Below are 14,870 nucleotides of genomic sequence, written 5' to 3'. Positions count from 1 at the left end.
GACGAAACGGGCGGGCCACCTCTCGGTGACCCGCCCGTTTCTGTGGTGCTGGGTGGACTTAGAAGTCCATGTCCCCGCCGCCGGGACCACCGGCCGGGGCCGGGTTCTTCTCCGGCTTGTCCGCCACGACCGCCTCGGTCGTGAGGAACAGGGCGGCGATCGACGCGGCGTTCTGCAGCGCCGAGCGGGTGACCTTGGCCGGGTCGATGATGCCCGCGGCCAGCAGGTCCACGTACTCACCGTTCGCGGCGTTCAGGCCGTAACCCGCCTCGAGGTTGCGCACCTTCTCCACCACGACGCCGCCCTCGAGGCCGGCGTTCACGGCGATCTGACGCAGCGGGGCGTCGAGCGCGACCTTGACGATGTTCGCACCGGTCGCCTCGTCGCCGACCAGGTCGAGCTTGTCGAACGCGGTCTTGCCGGCCTGCACCAGGGCCACGCCACCGCCGGGCACGATGCCCTCCTCGACGGCCGCCTTCGCGTTGCGAACGGCGTCCTCGATGCGGTGCTTGCGCTCCTTGAGCTCGACCTCGGTGGCCGCGCCGACCTTGATCACCGCAACGCCGCCGGCCAGCTTGGCCAGGCGCTCCTGCAGCTTCTCGCGGTCGTAGTCGGAGTCCGACTTCTCGATCTCGGCCCGGATCTGGTTGACCCGGCCCTGGATCTGCTCGGCGTTGCCGTTGCCGTCGACGATCGTGGTCTCGTCCTTGGTGATGACGATCTTGCGGGCCTGGCCCAGCAGCGACAGGTCAGCGGCGTCGAGCTTGAGGCCGACCTCCTCGCTGATGACCGTGCCGCCGGTCAGGATCGCGATGTCGTCCAGCATCGCCTTGCGACGGTCACCGAAGCCCGGGGCCTTGACGGCGACGGACTTGAAGGTGCCACGGACCTTGTTGACCACCAGGGTCGCCAGGGCCTCGCCCTCGACGTCCTCGGCGATGATCACGAGGGGCTTGCCGCCCTGCATGACCTTCTCCAGGACCGGGAGCAGGTCCTTGACCGCGGAGATCTTGCTGTTCGCGATCAGGATGTAGGGGTCGTCGAAGACGGCCTCCATGCGCTCGGCGTCGGTCATGAAGTACGCCGAGATGTAACCCTTGTCGAAGCGCATGCCCTCGGTGAGCTCCAGCTCGAGCCCGAAGGTGTTGCTCTCCTCGACGGTGATGACGCCTTCCTTGCCGACCTTGTCCATGGCCTCGGCGATGATCTCGCCGACCGTGGAGTCACCGGCGGAGATGGAGGCGGTGGAGGCGATCTGCTCCTTGGTCTCCACGTCCTTGCTGAGCTGCGTCAGCGCCTCGGAGACGCTGGCCACGGCGGCCTCGATTCCCCGCTTGAGGGCCATCGGGTTGGCGCCGGCCGCGACGTTGCGCAGGCCCTCGCGAACCAGGGCCTGGGCCAGGACGGTCGCCGTCGTGGTGCCGTCGCCGGCCACGTCGTCGGTCTTCTTGGCGACCTCCTTGACCAGCTCGGCGCCGATCTTCTCGAAGGTGCCCTCGAGCTCGATCTCCTTGGCGATCGACACACCATCGTTGGTGATGGTGGGAGCGCCCCACTTCTTCTCCAGCACGACGTTGCGGCCCTTGGGGCCGAGCGTCACCTTCACGGCGTCGGCGAGCTGGTTCATACCGCTCTCGAGGCCGCGACGAGCTTCCTCGTCGAATGCGATGATCTTGGCCATACGGCTGTGTCCTCCCGGACATTCACAGGAACCTCTGCGGACGTCGCCACCTGGCGATGCGACGTCCTCAGGCCGAGCCGGATAGCCCGCGACGACCGGCCCGTGCCGGACCACCGATGGCGGTGCCCGACCGGAACCTCACCGCCCCGACCTGCTTGGCACTCACATGGCGCGAGTGCCAATCACCTGTTTAGCACTCTCCAGGGGCGAGTGCAAGAAAGAACGCCTAGTCGCGAGACTAGTTCAGCTTATGGCGAAAACGCCTGCCGGGCGGTCGGAAAGGCGCAACCGGCTTGCCGCCCGCTCGCACGGGCGGTAGGCAGGCAGCATGGCGATGCTTGCAACCCCGCGGCTGTCGGCAACCCCGCAGCGCACCACCGTGCACCGGGTGACGCCCGGCGACGCGGCCCGGATGCGGGCGCTGCGCCTGGAGATGCTGGCCGACAGCCCGCTCGCGTTCCTGGAGACGCTGGCGCAGGCCGCGGCGCGCCCGCACGAGGACTTCCGGCGCCGCGTCGCGCAGGCGTCGGCCGGGCGGTCGCTGGCCCAGTTCGTGGCCGACCCGGGCGGCCCGCTGGTCGGGCACGCGGGCGGCACGGTGCTGCCCGAGGAGCCCGGCACCACGGTGGTGTTCGCGATCTACATCACACCCGCCCACCGCGGCACCGGGGTGCTGCCCGATCTGGTGGAGGCGGTCGCCGAGTGGTCGCGGCAGGCCGGGCGCACCGAGCTGATGCTCGAGGTGGTGGTCGGCAACGACCGGGCCGTGCGGGCATATGAGCGGCTGGGTTTCGCCGACACCGGGGTGCGCGTGCGGCACCCGGTGATCCCGGCCCTGACCGAGCTGCAGATGCGCCGGAGCGCCTGACATGCCGCGCGGCTGGCACCTCGCCCGCACCCTGCTCACCGCGGTGAACGGCACGACCGCGGTCGGGCTGCTGGTCGCCGTGGCGACCGGAGCCAAGATCCGGCGCGGGCGCAACGGCGTGCTGATCGCCGAGGGCTACCGCCGCAAGGTCCCCCCGGCCACCTGCTTCACGGTCGGCTCGGTGATCATGACGCGCCGCACCGCCGAGTGGCTGCTGGCCGAGGAGCGGGCCGACCTGCTGCACCACGAGAGCCGGCACGCGGGGCAATACGCCGTGCTCGGCCCGCTGTTCTGGCCGGCCTACTGGCTGTCCTGCGGTTACTCCTATGCGATGACCGGCTCCTACGGCTCCCGGAACGCCTTCGAGAGGCACGCCGGCCTGCACACCGGGGGCTACCGCGAGCTGCCGCTGCGCCCCTGGGCCGCGCGCTTCGTCAGATCGTCTCCTGCCACTCCATCCACGAGTCCACCGCCTGGAAGCCCATCGTCCGATTGATCGCGAGCATGTGCGCGTTGGACGTGGCGTTGAAGGTGTCGATCGCCTCGAGCGCGGGCTTGCGGGCCAGGGCGTGCTTCAGGTTCTCCAGCTTGACGATCAGGCCGAGCCGGTGACCGCGGTGCCCCGGATGGACCAGCGTGATGTGCTGCCAGATGTGCGTGTCGTGGACCTGCGGGCCGGACAGTGTGGTCCAGGCGACCAGCCGGCCGGTGGCGTCGTGCACGATGCCCCCGTGGATCCGGTCGATGCCCCGGTCCAGGCGGTTCTGCTCGGCCTCGCGGACCCGGTCGGCGTCGACCTTCTCCGGCTCCCACTCCAGGGCGCCGGTCGGCGCCTCGGTCATGAAGCTGCTGTCCAGCTCGGCCACGTCGTCGATGAACTCGTCGGGCGGCACGCCGAGCCAGGTGACCAGACGGTATCCGTCGGCATGGGTCCACGCCTCGGTCAGCATCGCGGCGAACCGGTCGAGGTCGGCGGTGCGCAGGTCGAGGCGGCTGCGGATCTCCGGCAGCGCCGGCGTGGCGCCCAGCATGGTCGCGAAGGCGCCGCCGTCGGGCTGTTGGTCCACCGTCTCGGCGATCAGCCGTTTGCGGCCCGCGGCCCGGGCCCGGCCGACGGCGAACTCGTGCAGCGCCCGGCCCACCCCGCGCCGCCGCCGCTCCGGCATGACGTGCAGGCTGATCTGCGCGTTCTCGAGGTTGTCGAGCAGCGGCATGGAGAGCTCGACATAACCGACCGGAGCGCCGTCGAGGTGGCCCAGCGCGCGCTCATAGGCGTGCCCGGGCGTCGGCCGCCGGATCGCCCCGACGAAGGCCTCGGTCGGCACGAACGGGATGTCCGGCGTCTCCTGCCGGGCCGAGGCCTTGGAGATCTCATAGGCCAGCAGCGCGGAGCGCTCATCTGACGGCCCGAACGGAACGACATCAATCGTCATCACGCCAGACTGCTCGCACAACGCGTCCGCCGCGACCGATTAATCCATGCGAAGAATTGGTCGGGAGGACGCGCGCACAGCGCCTCCGGCACTGGGTCGTTGGGCCCCTCGGAGATTGTCGCCAAGCTCGAAGGTGGGGCCTCGTACGGCGTCGCGTCCTCCCGCGTAGAGCATCCTGCCGACGTTGAGATCGCCGCGCAAGTCCTCGCTGGAGGGAAATATCAACGGGGTGTCGGAAACCCGACTACAGCGAGTTATCCCAGCAGGCCGGCGTCGCGGGCGCCCCGCAGCGACGGCTTGATGCGATGGGTCGGCCCGACCTGCCCCGCGATCGCGTCCAGAGTCTTGAGACCCTCGCCGGTGTTGAGCACGACGGTCTCCTTCGCCGGGTCGAGCTTGCCGCTCGCGATCAGCTTCGCCAGCACCGCCACGGTCACCCCGCCGGCCGTCTCGGCGAAGACCCCGGTGGTGCGGGCCAGCAGCCGGATGCCGTCGCGGATCTCGTCGTCGTCGGCGTAATCCATCCAGCCGCCGGTGCGCTGCACCGCCTCGATCGCATAGGCCCCGGCCGCCGGGTCGCCGATGTTCAGCGACTTGGCGATGCCGGTCGGCTTCACCGGCACGATGTGATCGGTGCCGTCGTGCAGGGCGGTCGCGATGGGCTTGCACCCCGCGGATTGCGCGCCGAAGACGGTCCAACCGTCGGGAGCCGAAGCCAGGCCGATCTCGACCAGCTCGCTGAACGCCTTGTCCACCTTGGTGAGCAGCTCACCGCTGGCCATCGGGATGATCACCTGGGCCGGGATGCGCCAGCCGAGCTGCTCGGCCACCTCGTAGCCCAGGGTCTTGGAGCCCTCGGCATAGAACGGCCGGACGTTCACGTTCACGAACGCGGTGTCCTCGAACTCGTCGGTCTCCACCAGCTCGCCGCAGAGCCGGTTCACGTCGTCGTAGGACCCGTCGATCGCCACCAGCTCGCCGCCGTAGACCGCTGTCGTGACGACCTTGCCCTGCTCGAGGTCGCCGGGGATGAAGACCACCGAGGGGACGCCGGCCCGGGCGGCGTGCGCGGCCACCGAGTTGGCCAGGTTGCCGGTGGAGGCGCAGGCGAAGCGGGTGAAGCCGAGCCCGCGGGCGGCGGTCAGCGCCACCGAGACCACGCGGTCCTTGAACGAGTGCGTCGGGTTGGCCGAGTCGTCCTTCACCCAGAGCGGCGCGTCCAGCCCGACCGCGGCGGCCAGGGCCGGGGCGGCGACGAGCGGAGTGAAGCCGGGGTCGAGGGTGACCCGGGTGGCCGGGTCCTGCCCGGCCGGGAGCAGCGCCGCATAACGCCAGATGTTGCGCGGACCCGCCTCGATCTGGGCGCGGGTCACCCGGGCGAGCGCCGCCGGGTCGTAAGCGACCTCCAGCGGCCCGAAACACTCGAAGCAGGCGTGCTGGGCGGCCAGCGGGAACTCGGCGCCGCAGGCACGGCAGATCAGGCCGCGGGCAGGGGATTCAATTCCGACAGGGCTGACGGTGGACGTCATCGAGGCCTTCCTCTCATCTTTCCCCGTGCGGCGACCACCGACAGCGGGGACGGAATTAGCACCTGCCGCACGCAGGCCTCAACAGCGAGACATGTGCGGTGGTTGCCGGGGCTTCAACGGGCCGTTCCCTCAGCCCCTCTGGATGAGGTATTCAGTTGTTTCCAACACACTACGTGGGAATCTCGCTCACGGAAAACGGGTGTGACGCTTACGACGTGATGTCCTTGCGGGTGAAGCGCCAGAACGCGATGCCCCAGAAGAGGGTCGCGTAACCCACCGCCGCGATCGCCCCGCGCACCATGTCGTCGGTCTGCATCGGCGTGGAGAGCAACCCGAGCCAGGCGTCGCTGAAGTGGGTGGGCAGGAAGTCGCGGATCACGCCGAGCGCCTCGATCTGATCCAGGATGCTGGACAGGATCCAGAGCAGCACCGCGCCGCCCACCGCGCCCAGCGCCGCGTCGGTCAGCACCGACAGCAGGAAGGCCAGCCCGGCCACGATCAGCAGGATCACCGCCAGGTAGCCCAGGATGCCGAGCAGCCGCAGCACCCCCTCACCGGGCGGGATCTCGGCCGCGATCGTGCTGCCCAGCGGGTGCCAGCCATAGCGCAGCGTGCCGACCAGCAGCGCCACCCCGCCGAGCGTGAGCAGCGCGGCCAGCGAGTACATCAGCGCGACCACCAGTTTGATGCCGAGCAGCCGGGCCCGCGGCACCGGGATCGCCAGCAGGTAGCGCAGGCTGCCCCAGGACGCCTCGCTGGCCACGGTGTCGCCGCAGAACAGCGCCACCACCACGATCAGCAGGAAGCCGGACGAGACGAAGATGCAGAACAGCGCGAAGTTCAGCCCGCCGGAGGTGGCCAGGTCGACCAGGCTGGAGAACTGCCCGCCGCCGTTGTCGTCGTCGTCGCCGCTGCCGAACTCGAAGGCCAGCATCACGATCAACGGCAACAGGGCCATGAAGCCCAGAGCCATCTGGGTGCGCCGGCGCGAAGCCTGCCGCCGCACCTCGGCCCAGATCGGCAGGGTGGCCGACGGCCGGTAGTTCGTGGCCGCGGTCATCGGTCTCCACTCCCTCGCGAGCTCTCCCCGACCAGCGCCAGGAACGCATCTTCCAGCCGCCGCCGCGGCACCACCCGGTCGACGCCGACCCCGGCCCGCACCAGCGACGCCACCACCTCGGTGCGCGGCGTGCCATTCATGTCGACGATCAGCCCGGCCACGCCGTCCGGGATCACCGATCGCACGCCCAACCCGGCCAGCACCCGCTCGGCCTCGGCCACGTCGGACACCTCGAGCTGCACCGACGGCGAGTCCCCGACGATGTCGTCGACCGGCCCGGAGGCCACGATCAGGCCCTTGTTGACGACCACCGCGTGGGTGCAGGTCTGTTCCACCTCGGCGAGCAGGTGGCTGGAGACCAGCACCGCCCGGCCGTCGGTGGCATAGCGCTTGAGCACCCGGCGCATCTCGGCGATCTGCGGCGGGTCCAGCCCGTCCGTCGGCTCGTCCAGCACCAGCAGATCCGGCATGCCGAGCATGGCCTGGGCGATGGCCAGCCGCTGGCGCATGCCGTGGCTGTAGTTCTTGGTGCGCCGGTGCACCGAGTCGCCCAGCCCGGCGATCTCCAGCGCCTCGTCGAACCGCGCGTCCGCCCACGGCCGCCCGGTCGCCCGCCAATAGGACCGCAGGTTCTCGTAGCCACTGAGGTGCGGCAGGAAGCCCGGCCCCTCGACCAGCGAGCCGACCCGGGACAGGATCGGGGCGCCCGGCACCAGCGGGCAGCCGAAGACCAGCGCGTCGCCGGCGGTCGGCATGGTCAGCCCCATCAGCACCCGCAGCGTGGTGGTCTTGCCGGCGCCGTTCGGCCCGAGCAGCCCGACCACCTGCCCGCGTTCGACGGTGAAGCTGACCTCCTCCACCGCCACGAACCCGTCGCCATAGGCCTTGCGCAGGTTGCGGACCACCAGCGGGACGTCGGCGAACTCGGCGAGCACCGGCGCCCGCGCGGACCGGCGGCGGCGCACCAGCAGGATCACGACGAGTCCGACCAGGATGACCGCGAGCAGGCCGCCGAGCACGTACCGCCAGATGACCTGGGGGTTGGCGATCGGCGTGCCCACCATCGTGGGCAACGAGACGGTGGGCTCGACCGCCACCGTGTAGGTCGCCGGCCGGGCGGGAGTGAGGAAGGCCTGGTCGGAGGTGGCCACCACGATCCGCAGCGAGTTGCCGGCCGCGATCCGCCGGACGATCGCGGGCAACGTGACAGTGACCGGCTCGGCCGCACCGATGTCCGTCGGCAGCCCGGTCAGCCGCACCGGCGCGACCAGCCCGGCGCTCAGCGTCTCGGCGCCCGCCGGATCCACGTCGTAGAGCTTCACGAACAGCGTCGGCTCGCCGGTCGGCGAGGCGACACGCAGCCGCACGGTGGGCGCGCCGACGACCTCCACCGCCTGGCTGATCGGCTCGGAGCGGAAGGTGGCGAACTGCCCGGGCACGTCGCCGGCCACCCCGCCGAGCAGTTCGGAGAGGCGACCACCCACGCCGGGCAGCGAGGACAGCGCGCCCGGATTGCCGTTCGGCGGGTTCGCGATCGGCTGCGCCGGGCCTTCCACGGAGACGTCCGTGCGCCCGCTTCCGGCGATTCCGGGGTACGCCGGCACCGAGTACCCGTTGGTGACGAGCCCCCGGTCGAGCGCGCTGAACCCGGCCACCCGCGAGTAGGTGAAGCTGGTCGCCGGCGCCGGACCCTCGCCCTTCACGTAGTGGTCGAGCCACTGTGCGGTGAGGAACTTCGTACGGTCCTGATCGGTGTCCGGGCCGAGACCACCGTCGTGGCCGCCGGTGAACCAGGCGACCCGCACCGGCGTGCCGGCGGCCGCGATCCCGCGCGCGTTGGCGTCCGCCTCGGAGAGCGGGAAGAGCGTGTCGACCGCGCCCTGGATGAGCAGCGTGGGCGCCTTGATCCGGTCGAGCACGGCGGCCGGGCTGGACTTGCGCAGCACCTCGAGAGCGGCCGCGTCGGGCGCGCCGGTGGTCGCCATCGTCAGATAGGCCGCACAGACGTCGGCGGCGAACCGCCCGCACGCCGGGTTGATGCCGGGCGGAATCTGGCCGAGTTGGCCGAGTTGGCCGGCGGCGTCGGCGCCGTCCGCCGCGGAGGCCGGGTCGGCGGCGGGGTCCAGCCCGGACGCCGCCGCGCCGTTGCCGAAGAACAGGCCGGCCCAGCCCTTCTTGAACACCCCGGTGGCGCCGGTGTCCGCGGCCTGCGGCAGGAACGCCTTGCCGAGGTCGTTCCAGGTGATCAGCGGGACGATCGCGTCCACCCGCGGGTCCTGCGCGGCGAGCAGCAACGACAGCGCGCCGCCGTACGAGCCGCCGACCACGCCCACCCGGGGGTCACCGGCCGCGTCGGTGCGCACCTCGGGACGGGCCGCCAGCCAGTCCAGCAGCCGCTGCGCGTCGCGCACCTCGTAGTCCGGGCTGTCCAGGTGGATCTGCCCGCCACTGCGGCCGAAGCCCCGGGCGGTCCAGGTCAGCACCGCGTAACCCCGCTCGGCCAGGGAGCGGGCGTCGTCGCGTACCGAGTTCTTGGTCCCGCCGAAGCCGTGCGCGAGCAACACCGCGGGCACCCGCCCGTCGCGGTCCTTGGGCAGATAGAACCGGGTGTCCAGATCGACCGGCTCGGTGCCGGACGGCCCCGACTGCACGGTGACGATCTGGTCGGAGGTGATCCAGGGGTCCCGCGGCGGCATCGCCGCCCAGCCGACCAGGGCAGCGATCAGCACGAGGACCACCGAACCGGCGATCACCCGGCGTCGGGTGAACCGGGGCAGCGCACGGCGCAGCCGCGTCGACAGAGGCATGCGGCAACGCTAACCGGCCCGAACTGTGCCCGTGCTGTGAACCGGCCCTGCTTCAGCAGCCCTGGTTGTCCGTGTACTTGAACTGCATCGGCTCGGTCATGCCGGCCTGCAGTCCGGACACCTTGTCGCCCTTGGCCTCGAAGAGCAGGCCGTAGTCGCCGATGGTGGCCAGCCAGGCGGCCCGGCCGGTCCAGTCGTCGAGCTGCTTGCCCTCCGGGTACTTCTGCTTGACGGCGGCCATCTTGCTGCCGATCTTCAGTCCCCGGCTGGTGGTGATGCCGTCGCCGGTGACCACCATGCGCAGCAGCCGGCCGTCGAAGAAGATCAGCTCGGGCGAGTGGTATCGGGACGTGCCCTTGGCCGCCAGATAGTCCGGGCAGTTGTCCGCGCGCAGCTTCGAGGTCTTGCCGACCAGGTCCGCCGCCTGCAGCTCCTTGAGCGTGGCCCCGATCTTGTAGGGCCCCATCCCACCGGCCGACACGGTGGACTCGGCGGTCACCGGCTTGGGCTGCTTGGTGTTCACGGTGCCGTCGGGGTTCTTCGCGATCTCCGGCTTGCCGGTCGTCGTCTTCTCCGGCACCGGCTTCGCCTCGGGTTCCGGCTCGGCCGAGGCGGCCACCGGCGACCCGTCCACGAACTGGGCCGGATCCTTCTTCTCGTCCTTGCCGCAGCCCGCGACCAGGATGATGGTGGCGACGAATACGACGGCCAGGCGACGCCTGATCAACATGCCCTCCCCAGAGCAAGGGTCTATCGGAAGCAGCATCCAACTGGTTTTCATCTGATTCTCCACGCCGTCCGGAGGACCAGGCGGCGGAAGCAGCACAGCGATAGCGTGGACAACCTATTCCCCGCGTCAAATGGAGGATCCCCCGGTGGCAGACGATCTCACGCTGACCGTGACCCTGCGGCCGGCGGCGCTCGACGCCCGGCGGGGCATCGTCCGCCTGCATCCCGAGGTCATGGCCGCGCTGGCGATCAACCCGGGCGATCCGCTGCGGCTGGCCGGCACGCGCACCACGGCCGGCCTGGCCGCTCGCGCCGAGGCGGGGGCGAGCCGCGCGCTGCTCTATGCCGACGACCTGACGCTCGGCAACCTGGGCATGCGCGACGGCGGCCAGGTCACCGTCACGCCGATCCCGGTGGTCGCGGCGCGCCGGGTGACGCTCACCGGCCCGGCCGAGATCGTCGCCGTGGTCTCCCCCGAGATGCTGCGGCTGGCGCTGCTGGGCAAGGTGGTCAGCGCCGGCGACGACGTCTCGCTGCTGCCGCAGGACGTGCTGCTCGAGGCGAGCCACCGCGACCTGGTCGAGGGCGCCCGGCGCAGTCTGTCCAACCGGGTCGGATACGCCTGGACCAGCACGCTGCTCGGCGTGGTCGAGGTGGACGGCGGTGCTGCCGCGCTGGTCACCATGGACACCGTGGTCGCCTGGCAGTTCGGCGAGGCGACCCGGCCGGGCGCCGCCACCACCGGCCCGGCATCCGCCACGCGCACCCGGCCACAGGCGCCCGCGACCACCGACCCCGAGGTGCCGCCGCCGAGCATCGACGACCTGCCCGGCCTGCGCGCCCAGGCCAAGGAGCTGACCGAGCTGCTCGATCTGGGCTTCCACCACCGCGAGGTGCTGGGCCGGCTGGGCACCACCGTCTCGCTCGGCGTGCTGATCTCCGGCCCGGCCGGCTCCGGCAAGGCGGCGCTGGTCCGGGCGGTGGCGGCGAGCGTGGGCGCCGAGATGGTGCCGCTCTGGGCGCCCGAGCTGGCCGCGCTCACCAACGACGCGGCGGCCACCCGGCTGCGCGCGGCGGCCGAGCGGGCCCGTGCCGCCGCGCCGGCCGTGCTGCTGGTCAGCGACGTCGAGGCGCTGGCGCCGCGGGAACAGCCCGGCCCGCTGGCCACGGTGTTCCGGCAGGTGCTGGCCGAGACGGTGCGGGCCGGTGCGGCGGTGGTCTGCACGACCAGCAAGCCCGAGTCGGTCGACCCCGAGCTGCGCGCGCCCGATCTGCTGGCGGTGCAGCTCGCGGTGGCGCTGCCGGATCAGGCGATGCGCCGCGAGCAGCTGGGTGTGCTCACCCGGGGCATGCCGCTGGCCGAGGACGTACGGCTGGACGACGTGGCCGGGCGCACCCCGGGTTTCGTCGCCGCCGACCTGGGCGCGCTCGCGCGCGAGGCCGGGGTGCGGGCCGCGCTGCGGCAGAAGGAAGCCGAGTCGCCGACGGTCGCGATGGCCGATTTCGAGGCGGCGCTGGACGTCGTCCGGCCGACCTCGATGTCCGAGTCGTCGCTCGAGGTGGCCGCGGTGACGCTGGACGACGTCGGCGACATGGCGGAGGTCAAGCAGGTGCTCACCGAGTCGGTGCTGTGGCCGCTGACCTATCCGGACACCTTCGCCCGGCTCGGGGTGTCCCCGCCGCGCGGCGTGCTGCTCTATGGCCCGCCCGGCTGCGGCAAGACCTTTCTGGTCAAGGCCATCGCGGGCACGGGAAAGGCCAACGTGCTGTCCGTGAAGGGCGCCGAGCTGCTCAGCAAGTGGGTCGGCGACAGTGAAAAGGCGGTCCGCGAGCTGTTCCGCCGCGCCCGCGAGGCGGCGCCGACCCTGGTCTTCCTGGACGAGGTCGACGCGCTCGCCCCGCAGCGCGGGCAGGGCACCGACGGTGGCACCACCGACCGCGTGGTGGCGGCCCTGCTGACCGAACTGGACGGCGTCGAGGACCTGCGCAACGTGGTGGTGATCGGGGCGACCAACCGGCCCGACCTGATCGACTCGGCGCTGCTGCGGCCCGGCCGCCTGGAGCGCCTGGTCTACGTGCCGCCGCCGGACGCCGAGGCGCGCTCCGCGATCCTGAAGGCGACCGCCAAGTCGGTGCCGCTGGACGCGGCAGTGGACCTGGCCGCGCTGGGCGTCGAGCTGGAGGGCTTCTCGGGGGCCGACTGCGCGGCGCTGATCCGGGAGTCGGCGCTGTCCGCGATGCGCGAGTCGCTGGAAGCGACCACGGTCACCGCGGCCAACGTGGCCACCGCCCGCAGGCGGATCCGGGCGTCCCTGGATCCGGTGCAGGTGGCGTGGCTGGCCAACTTCGCGGAGAACCACGCTCCGGCGTGAGAAGGGTCAGCGCCGCCGGGTGCGGGCGCGGGTCGAGCGCAGCCGGCGCAGGCGGCCGACCAGCACCGGGTCCTCGGCCATCGCGACCGGATTGTCCAGCAACGCGTTGAGCAGCTGGTAGTAACGCGTGGAGGACAGCCCGAACGTGTCGCGGATGGCCTGTTCCTTGCTGCCGGCGTGCTTCCACCACTTGTTCTCGAAGGCCAGGATCTGCTTGTCGCGGTCGCTGAGGGACGCCCCGTCCTCGACGGCCGGGCGCTGATTCGGGACGGACGCGTCCACTTCGGACGCGGGTGTGTCGGCGGGCTGCATGGTGCTCCTGAGAGGTGATCGAGCGCATTCTAAGGCCTCAATGCGCCTGACCGCCGACGTTACCTCAAGCGACGTCTCGACTACGCATGGTCAGCATTGCCGTACCCACCACCAGCGCGAAAATGGCTGCCAGGAGCCCGCCGGCCATCGGCCAGGTGAGCGTCAGGGTCTCCGGCTGGCACCCGCTGATGGCGCTGAAGTCGCAGGAGTTGGTGTTCTCCAGCTTCACTTCCTTGTACATCCAGGCGATCACCCAGATCGGCAGCAGCACGATCTCGGCGAACGCCACCTTCGCCGAGGAGAGCACCGCGTAGAGACCGAACTGGAGGACCACCACGACCCCGGCCGCCACGCCCAGCGCCACCGCGGTGTGCCGGCCGAGCGACGCCAGCCCGAAGCCGACCGCCGCCATGACCAGGATCAGCGCGATCGCCCGCACCTCGCTCAACGCGACCGACTGCCAGGCTCCGGAGGTCATCCCGTCGGTGTTCCCGCGCAGCTTCGCCATCGCGACGAAGGTGAGCGTCCAGCCCACCGCCAGCACCACGCTGAGCACCGCGAGGGTGGAGAGCAGGGCGACCAGCTTGGTGCTCAGCACCTGCAGCCGGCGCGGCCGCCAGAGCAGCAGGTTCATCATGCCGCCGCTGGTCCACTCGGCGCCGACATAGGACGCGCCGATGACGAACCCGGCGAGCGCCATGATGGCCGCGAAGGTGGTCAGCATGTCGCTGAAGTCGTCCTTGAAGACGAAGCTCGACGGCAGGTAGTACTCGGCCTTGTAGTCCTCGGGCGTCGGCGTGTACATCTGCGCGCAGTCGGCCGGGTAGTTCCCCGCGTCGGCGGTGCCCGGCGCGGCCAGGCAGCGCTGCTTCTCCTGCTCGGCATAGCGGACCGACTCCTGGAAGTCACGGTCAGCCCTGGCCTGCGCCTCGGCGATCTGGGTCGGGCCCACCTTCTCGGTGCTGAGGAAGGTGCCGACCACGACCGCACCCAGCACCAGCAGGCTGCCGATCACCAGCCACCGCACGAACCGCCGCTTGGTCAGGCGGCGGGTCTCCGCTTTGTAGAGGCTCACTGTCCCCACCCCCCGTTGCCGGCCGCGGCCGGGGCCTGCGCCGACTGATCGACCTGCCGGTTCGCGCCCTCCACCGGCGCGGTCCCGGTCAGCGACAGGAACACGCTCTCCAGGTCGACGCTCACCGGCGACAGCTCACTCACCCAGACCTCGCGCTGGGCCAGCACCCAGGTGATCCAGGCCGGTCGGTCCACGCCGCTGACCATCAGGTAGTCGTGCTCGAGCGTCACCTGCGGCGCGCCCGCGGTGCGCAGCAGCTCGGCCACCGCCAGCAGGTCGACGCCGGGTTCGATGCGCACCTTCACGGTGGACGAGCGATGCTGGGCCAGCACGTCGGCCACCGACCCGGCGGCCACCCGGCGACCGGCCGAGATGATCGTCACCGAGTCGCAGATCAGCTGGACCTCACCGAGGATGTGGCTGGACAGCACGACCGTCATGCCGCTCTCCGAGAGCGTGCGCATCAGGGTGCGCATCTCGCGGATGCCGCCCGGGTCGAGGCCGTTGGCCGGCTCGTCCAGAATCAGCAGCTTCGGCTCCTTGAGCAGTGCGGACGCCACCGCGAGGCGCTGCTTCATGCCAAGGGAGTAGGTCTTGACCCGATCCTTGGCGCGATCCCGCAGCCCGACCAGCTCGAGCACCGCGGGCACCCGCGCCTTGTTCACCCCGCCGGCCTCGGCCAGCAGCAAGAGCGTGTCCTGCGCGCTGAAGTGGGCGAAGAACTGTGGGCTCTCGACGATCGCGCCGACCAGGCCGGCCACCTCGGGCAGGTGCTGCGGGAGCTCACGGCCGAGGATCGCCATCTTGCCGCCGTTCGGCCGGATCAGGCCGAGCAGCGTACGCAAGGTCGTGGTCTTGCCCGAGCCGTTGGGCCCGAGGAAACCGTGCACCTGACCGGCCTCGACGACCATGTCGAAGCCATCGAGGGCGCGGCGCACCCCCTTGCGGCTCCGATAGGTCTTCTGCAGACCGGAGATCTCGAGTACGGCTGTCACGGGGGTCAC

At 71.2% G+C, this 14,870-nt stretch carries 12 protein-coding genes and 1 riboswitch; of the genes, 3 read left to right on the top strand and 9 right to left on the bottom strand.

Features of this window, described 5'->3' with window-relative positions; all coding sequences use genetic code 11:
• Nucleotides 1-58 precede the first annotated feature (58 nt).
• Nucleotides 59-1,681: a chaperonin GroEL gene (gene groL, locus ACZ6TI_RS07565; protein WP_465344146.1), complete on the bottom strand. Its 1,623-nt coding sequence runs from the start codon at nucleotides 1,679-1,681 to the stop codon at nucleotides 59-61.
• Nucleotides 1,682-2,015: 334 nt separating this feature from the next.
• Here groL and ACZ6TI_RS07560 point away from each other — a divergent pair, with 334 nt between their 5' ends.
• Together ACZ6TI_RS07560 and ACZ6TI_RS07555 are read left to right on the top strand one after the other, a co-directional pair.
• Complete coding sequence (locus tag ACZ6TI_RS07560) at nucleotides 2,016-2,549, top strand: GNAT family N-acetyltransferase (RefSeq protein ID WP_465344311.1); 534 nt, start codon at nucleotides 2,016-2,018, stop codon at nucleotides 2,547-2,549.
• Between the two features lies 1 nt (nucleotide 2,550).
• The gene (locus ACZ6TI_RS07555) at nucleotides 2,551-3,045 is read left to right on the top strand and encodes a hypothetical protein (protein ID WP_465344145.1); all 495 of its coding nucleotides are present in this window, start codon (nucleotides 2,551-2,553) and stop codon (nucleotides 3,043-3,045) included.
• Here ACZ6TI_RS07555 and ACZ6TI_RS07550 read toward each other — a convergent pair.
• From ACZ6TI_RS07550 to ACZ6TI_RS07530, 5 genes are all read right to left on the bottom strand, one after another.
• Nucleotides 2,984-3,982, bottom strand: coding sequence for a GNAT family N-acetyltransferase (locus ACZ6TI_RS07550; protein ID WP_465344144.1), 999 nt, complete (start codon nucleotides 3,980-3,982; stop codon nucleotides 2,984-2,986). The two genes, ACZ6TI_RS07555 and ACZ6TI_RS07550, sit on opposite strands and share 62 nt — an antisense overlap.
• Before the next feature lie 254 nt (nucleotides 3,983-4,236).
• Nucleotides 4,237-5,511 (bottom strand): threonine synthase, encoded by a 1,275-nt coding sequence (gene thrC, locus ACZ6TI_RS07545; RefSeq protein ID WP_465344143.1) that lies wholly within the window; start codon nucleotides 5,509-5,511, stop codon nucleotides 4,237-4,239.
• Nucleotides 5,512-5,521: 10 nt separating this feature from the next.
• Nucleotides 5,522-5,660, bottom strand: a riboswitch (SAM riboswitch).
• 59 nt (nucleotides 5,661-5,719) lie between these two features.
• The gene (locus ACZ6TI_RS07540; RefSeq protein ID WP_465344142.1) at nucleotides 5,720-6,571 is read right to left on the bottom strand and encodes an ABC transporter permease; all 852 of its coding nucleotides are present in this window, start codon (nucleotides 6,569-6,571) and stop codon (nucleotides 5,720-5,722) included.
• Complete coding sequence (locus ACZ6TI_RS07535; protein ID WP_465344141.1) at nucleotides 6,568-9,378, bottom strand: alpha/beta fold hydrolase; 2,811 nt, start codon at nucleotides 9,376-9,378, stop codon at nucleotides 6,568-6,570. The genes ACZ6TI_RS07540 and ACZ6TI_RS07535 overlap by 4 nt, the downstream gene beginning before the upstream one ends.
• 52 nt (nucleotides 9,379-9,430) lie before the next feature.
• Complete coding sequence (locus ACZ6TI_RS07530; RefSeq protein WP_465344140.1) at nucleotides 9,431-10,108, bottom strand: hypothetical protein; 678 nt, start codon at nucleotides 10,106-10,108, stop codon at nucleotides 9,431-9,433.
• Nucleotides 10,109-10,253: 145 nt separating this feature from the next.
• Between ACZ6TI_RS07530 and ACZ6TI_RS07525 the strand changes: the two genes are divergently transcribed.
• On the top strand, nucleotides 10,254-12,479 hold the full coding sequence (locus tag ACZ6TI_RS07525) for an AAA family ATPase (protein WP_465344139.1): 2,226 nt from the start codon (nucleotides 10,254-10,256) through the stop codon (nucleotides 12,477-12,479).
• A 6-nt stretch (nucleotides 12,480-12,485) separates the two neighbouring features.
• On the opposite strand, the gene ACZ6TI_RS07520 is transcribed toward ACZ6TI_RS07525, so the two are convergent.
• The 3 genes from ACZ6TI_RS07520 to ACZ6TI_RS07510 all read right to left on the bottom strand — a co-directional run bounded on the left by ACZ6TI_RS07520 (nucleotide 12,486) and on the right by ACZ6TI_RS07510 (nucleotide 14,861).
• Nucleotides 12,486-12,791 (bottom strand): DUF3263 domain-containing protein, encoded by a 306-nt coding sequence (locus ACZ6TI_RS07520; RefSeq protein ID WP_465344138.1) that lies wholly within the window; start codon nucleotides 12,789-12,791, stop codon nucleotides 12,486-12,488.
• A gap of 64 nt (nucleotides 12,792-12,855) precedes the next feature.
• Entirely contained in the window at nucleotides 12,856-13,866 is a 1,011-nt protein-coding gene (locus tag ACZ6TI_RS07515; RefSeq protein ID WP_465344137.1) for an ABC transporter permease subunit, read from the bottom strand.
• Nucleotides 13,863-14,861, bottom strand: a complete 999-nt coding sequence (locus ACZ6TI_RS07510) for an ATP-binding cassette domain-containing protein (RefSeq protein WP_465344136.1) — start codon at nucleotides 14,859-14,861, stop codon at nucleotides 13,863-13,865. Before ACZ6TI_RS07510 ends, ACZ6TI_RS07515 begins: the two co-directional genes overlap by 4 nt.
• Between the last annotated feature and the right edge of the window lie 9 nt (nucleotides 14,862-14,870).

The organism is Actinoplanes sp. NPDC051388, from assembly GCF_055586225.1.
The sequence above is the reverse complement of the archived record's forward strand: the minus strand, read 5'-3'. Positions and strand labels throughout refer to the sequence as shown.

Excerpts from the sequence above, each read along its gene's own strand:
- groL (WP_465344146.1), bottom strand. The coding sequence starts at position 1,681 with ATGGCCAAGATCATCGCATTCGACGAGGAAGCTCGTCGCGGCCTCGAG.
- ACZ6TI_RS07560 (WP_465344311.1), top strand. The coding sequence starts at position 2,016 with ATGCTTGCAACCCCGCGGCTGTCGGCAACCCCGCAGCGCACCACCGTG.
- ACZ6TI_RS07555 (WP_465344145.1), top strand. The coding sequence starts at position 2,551 with ATGCCGCGCGGCTGGCACCTCGCCCGCACCCTGCTCACCGCGGTGAAC.
- ACZ6TI_RS07550 (WP_465344144.1), bottom strand. The coding sequence starts at position 3,982 with ATGACGATTGATGTCGTTCCGTTCGGGCCGTCAGATGAGCGCTCCGCG.
- thrC (WP_465344143.1), bottom strand. The coding sequence starts at position 5,511 with ATGACGTCCACCGTCAGCCCTGTCGGAATTGAATCCCCTGCCCGCGGC.
- ACZ6TI_RS07540 (WP_465344142.1), bottom strand. The coding sequence starts at position 6,571 with ATGACCGCGGCCACGAACTACCGGCCGTCGGCCACCCTGCCGATCTGG.
- ACZ6TI_RS07535 (WP_465344141.1), bottom strand. The coding sequence starts at position 9,378 with ATGCCTCTGTCGACGCGGCTGCGCCGTGCGCTGCCCCGGTTCACCCGA.
- ACZ6TI_RS07530 (WP_465344140.1), bottom strand. The coding sequence starts at position 10,108 with ATGTTGATCAGGCGTCGCCTGGCCGTCGTATTCGTCGCCACCATCATC.
- ACZ6TI_RS07520 (WP_465344138.1), bottom strand. The coding sequence starts at position 12,791 with ATGCAGCCCGCCGACACACCCGCGTCCGAAGTGGACGCGTCCGTCCCG.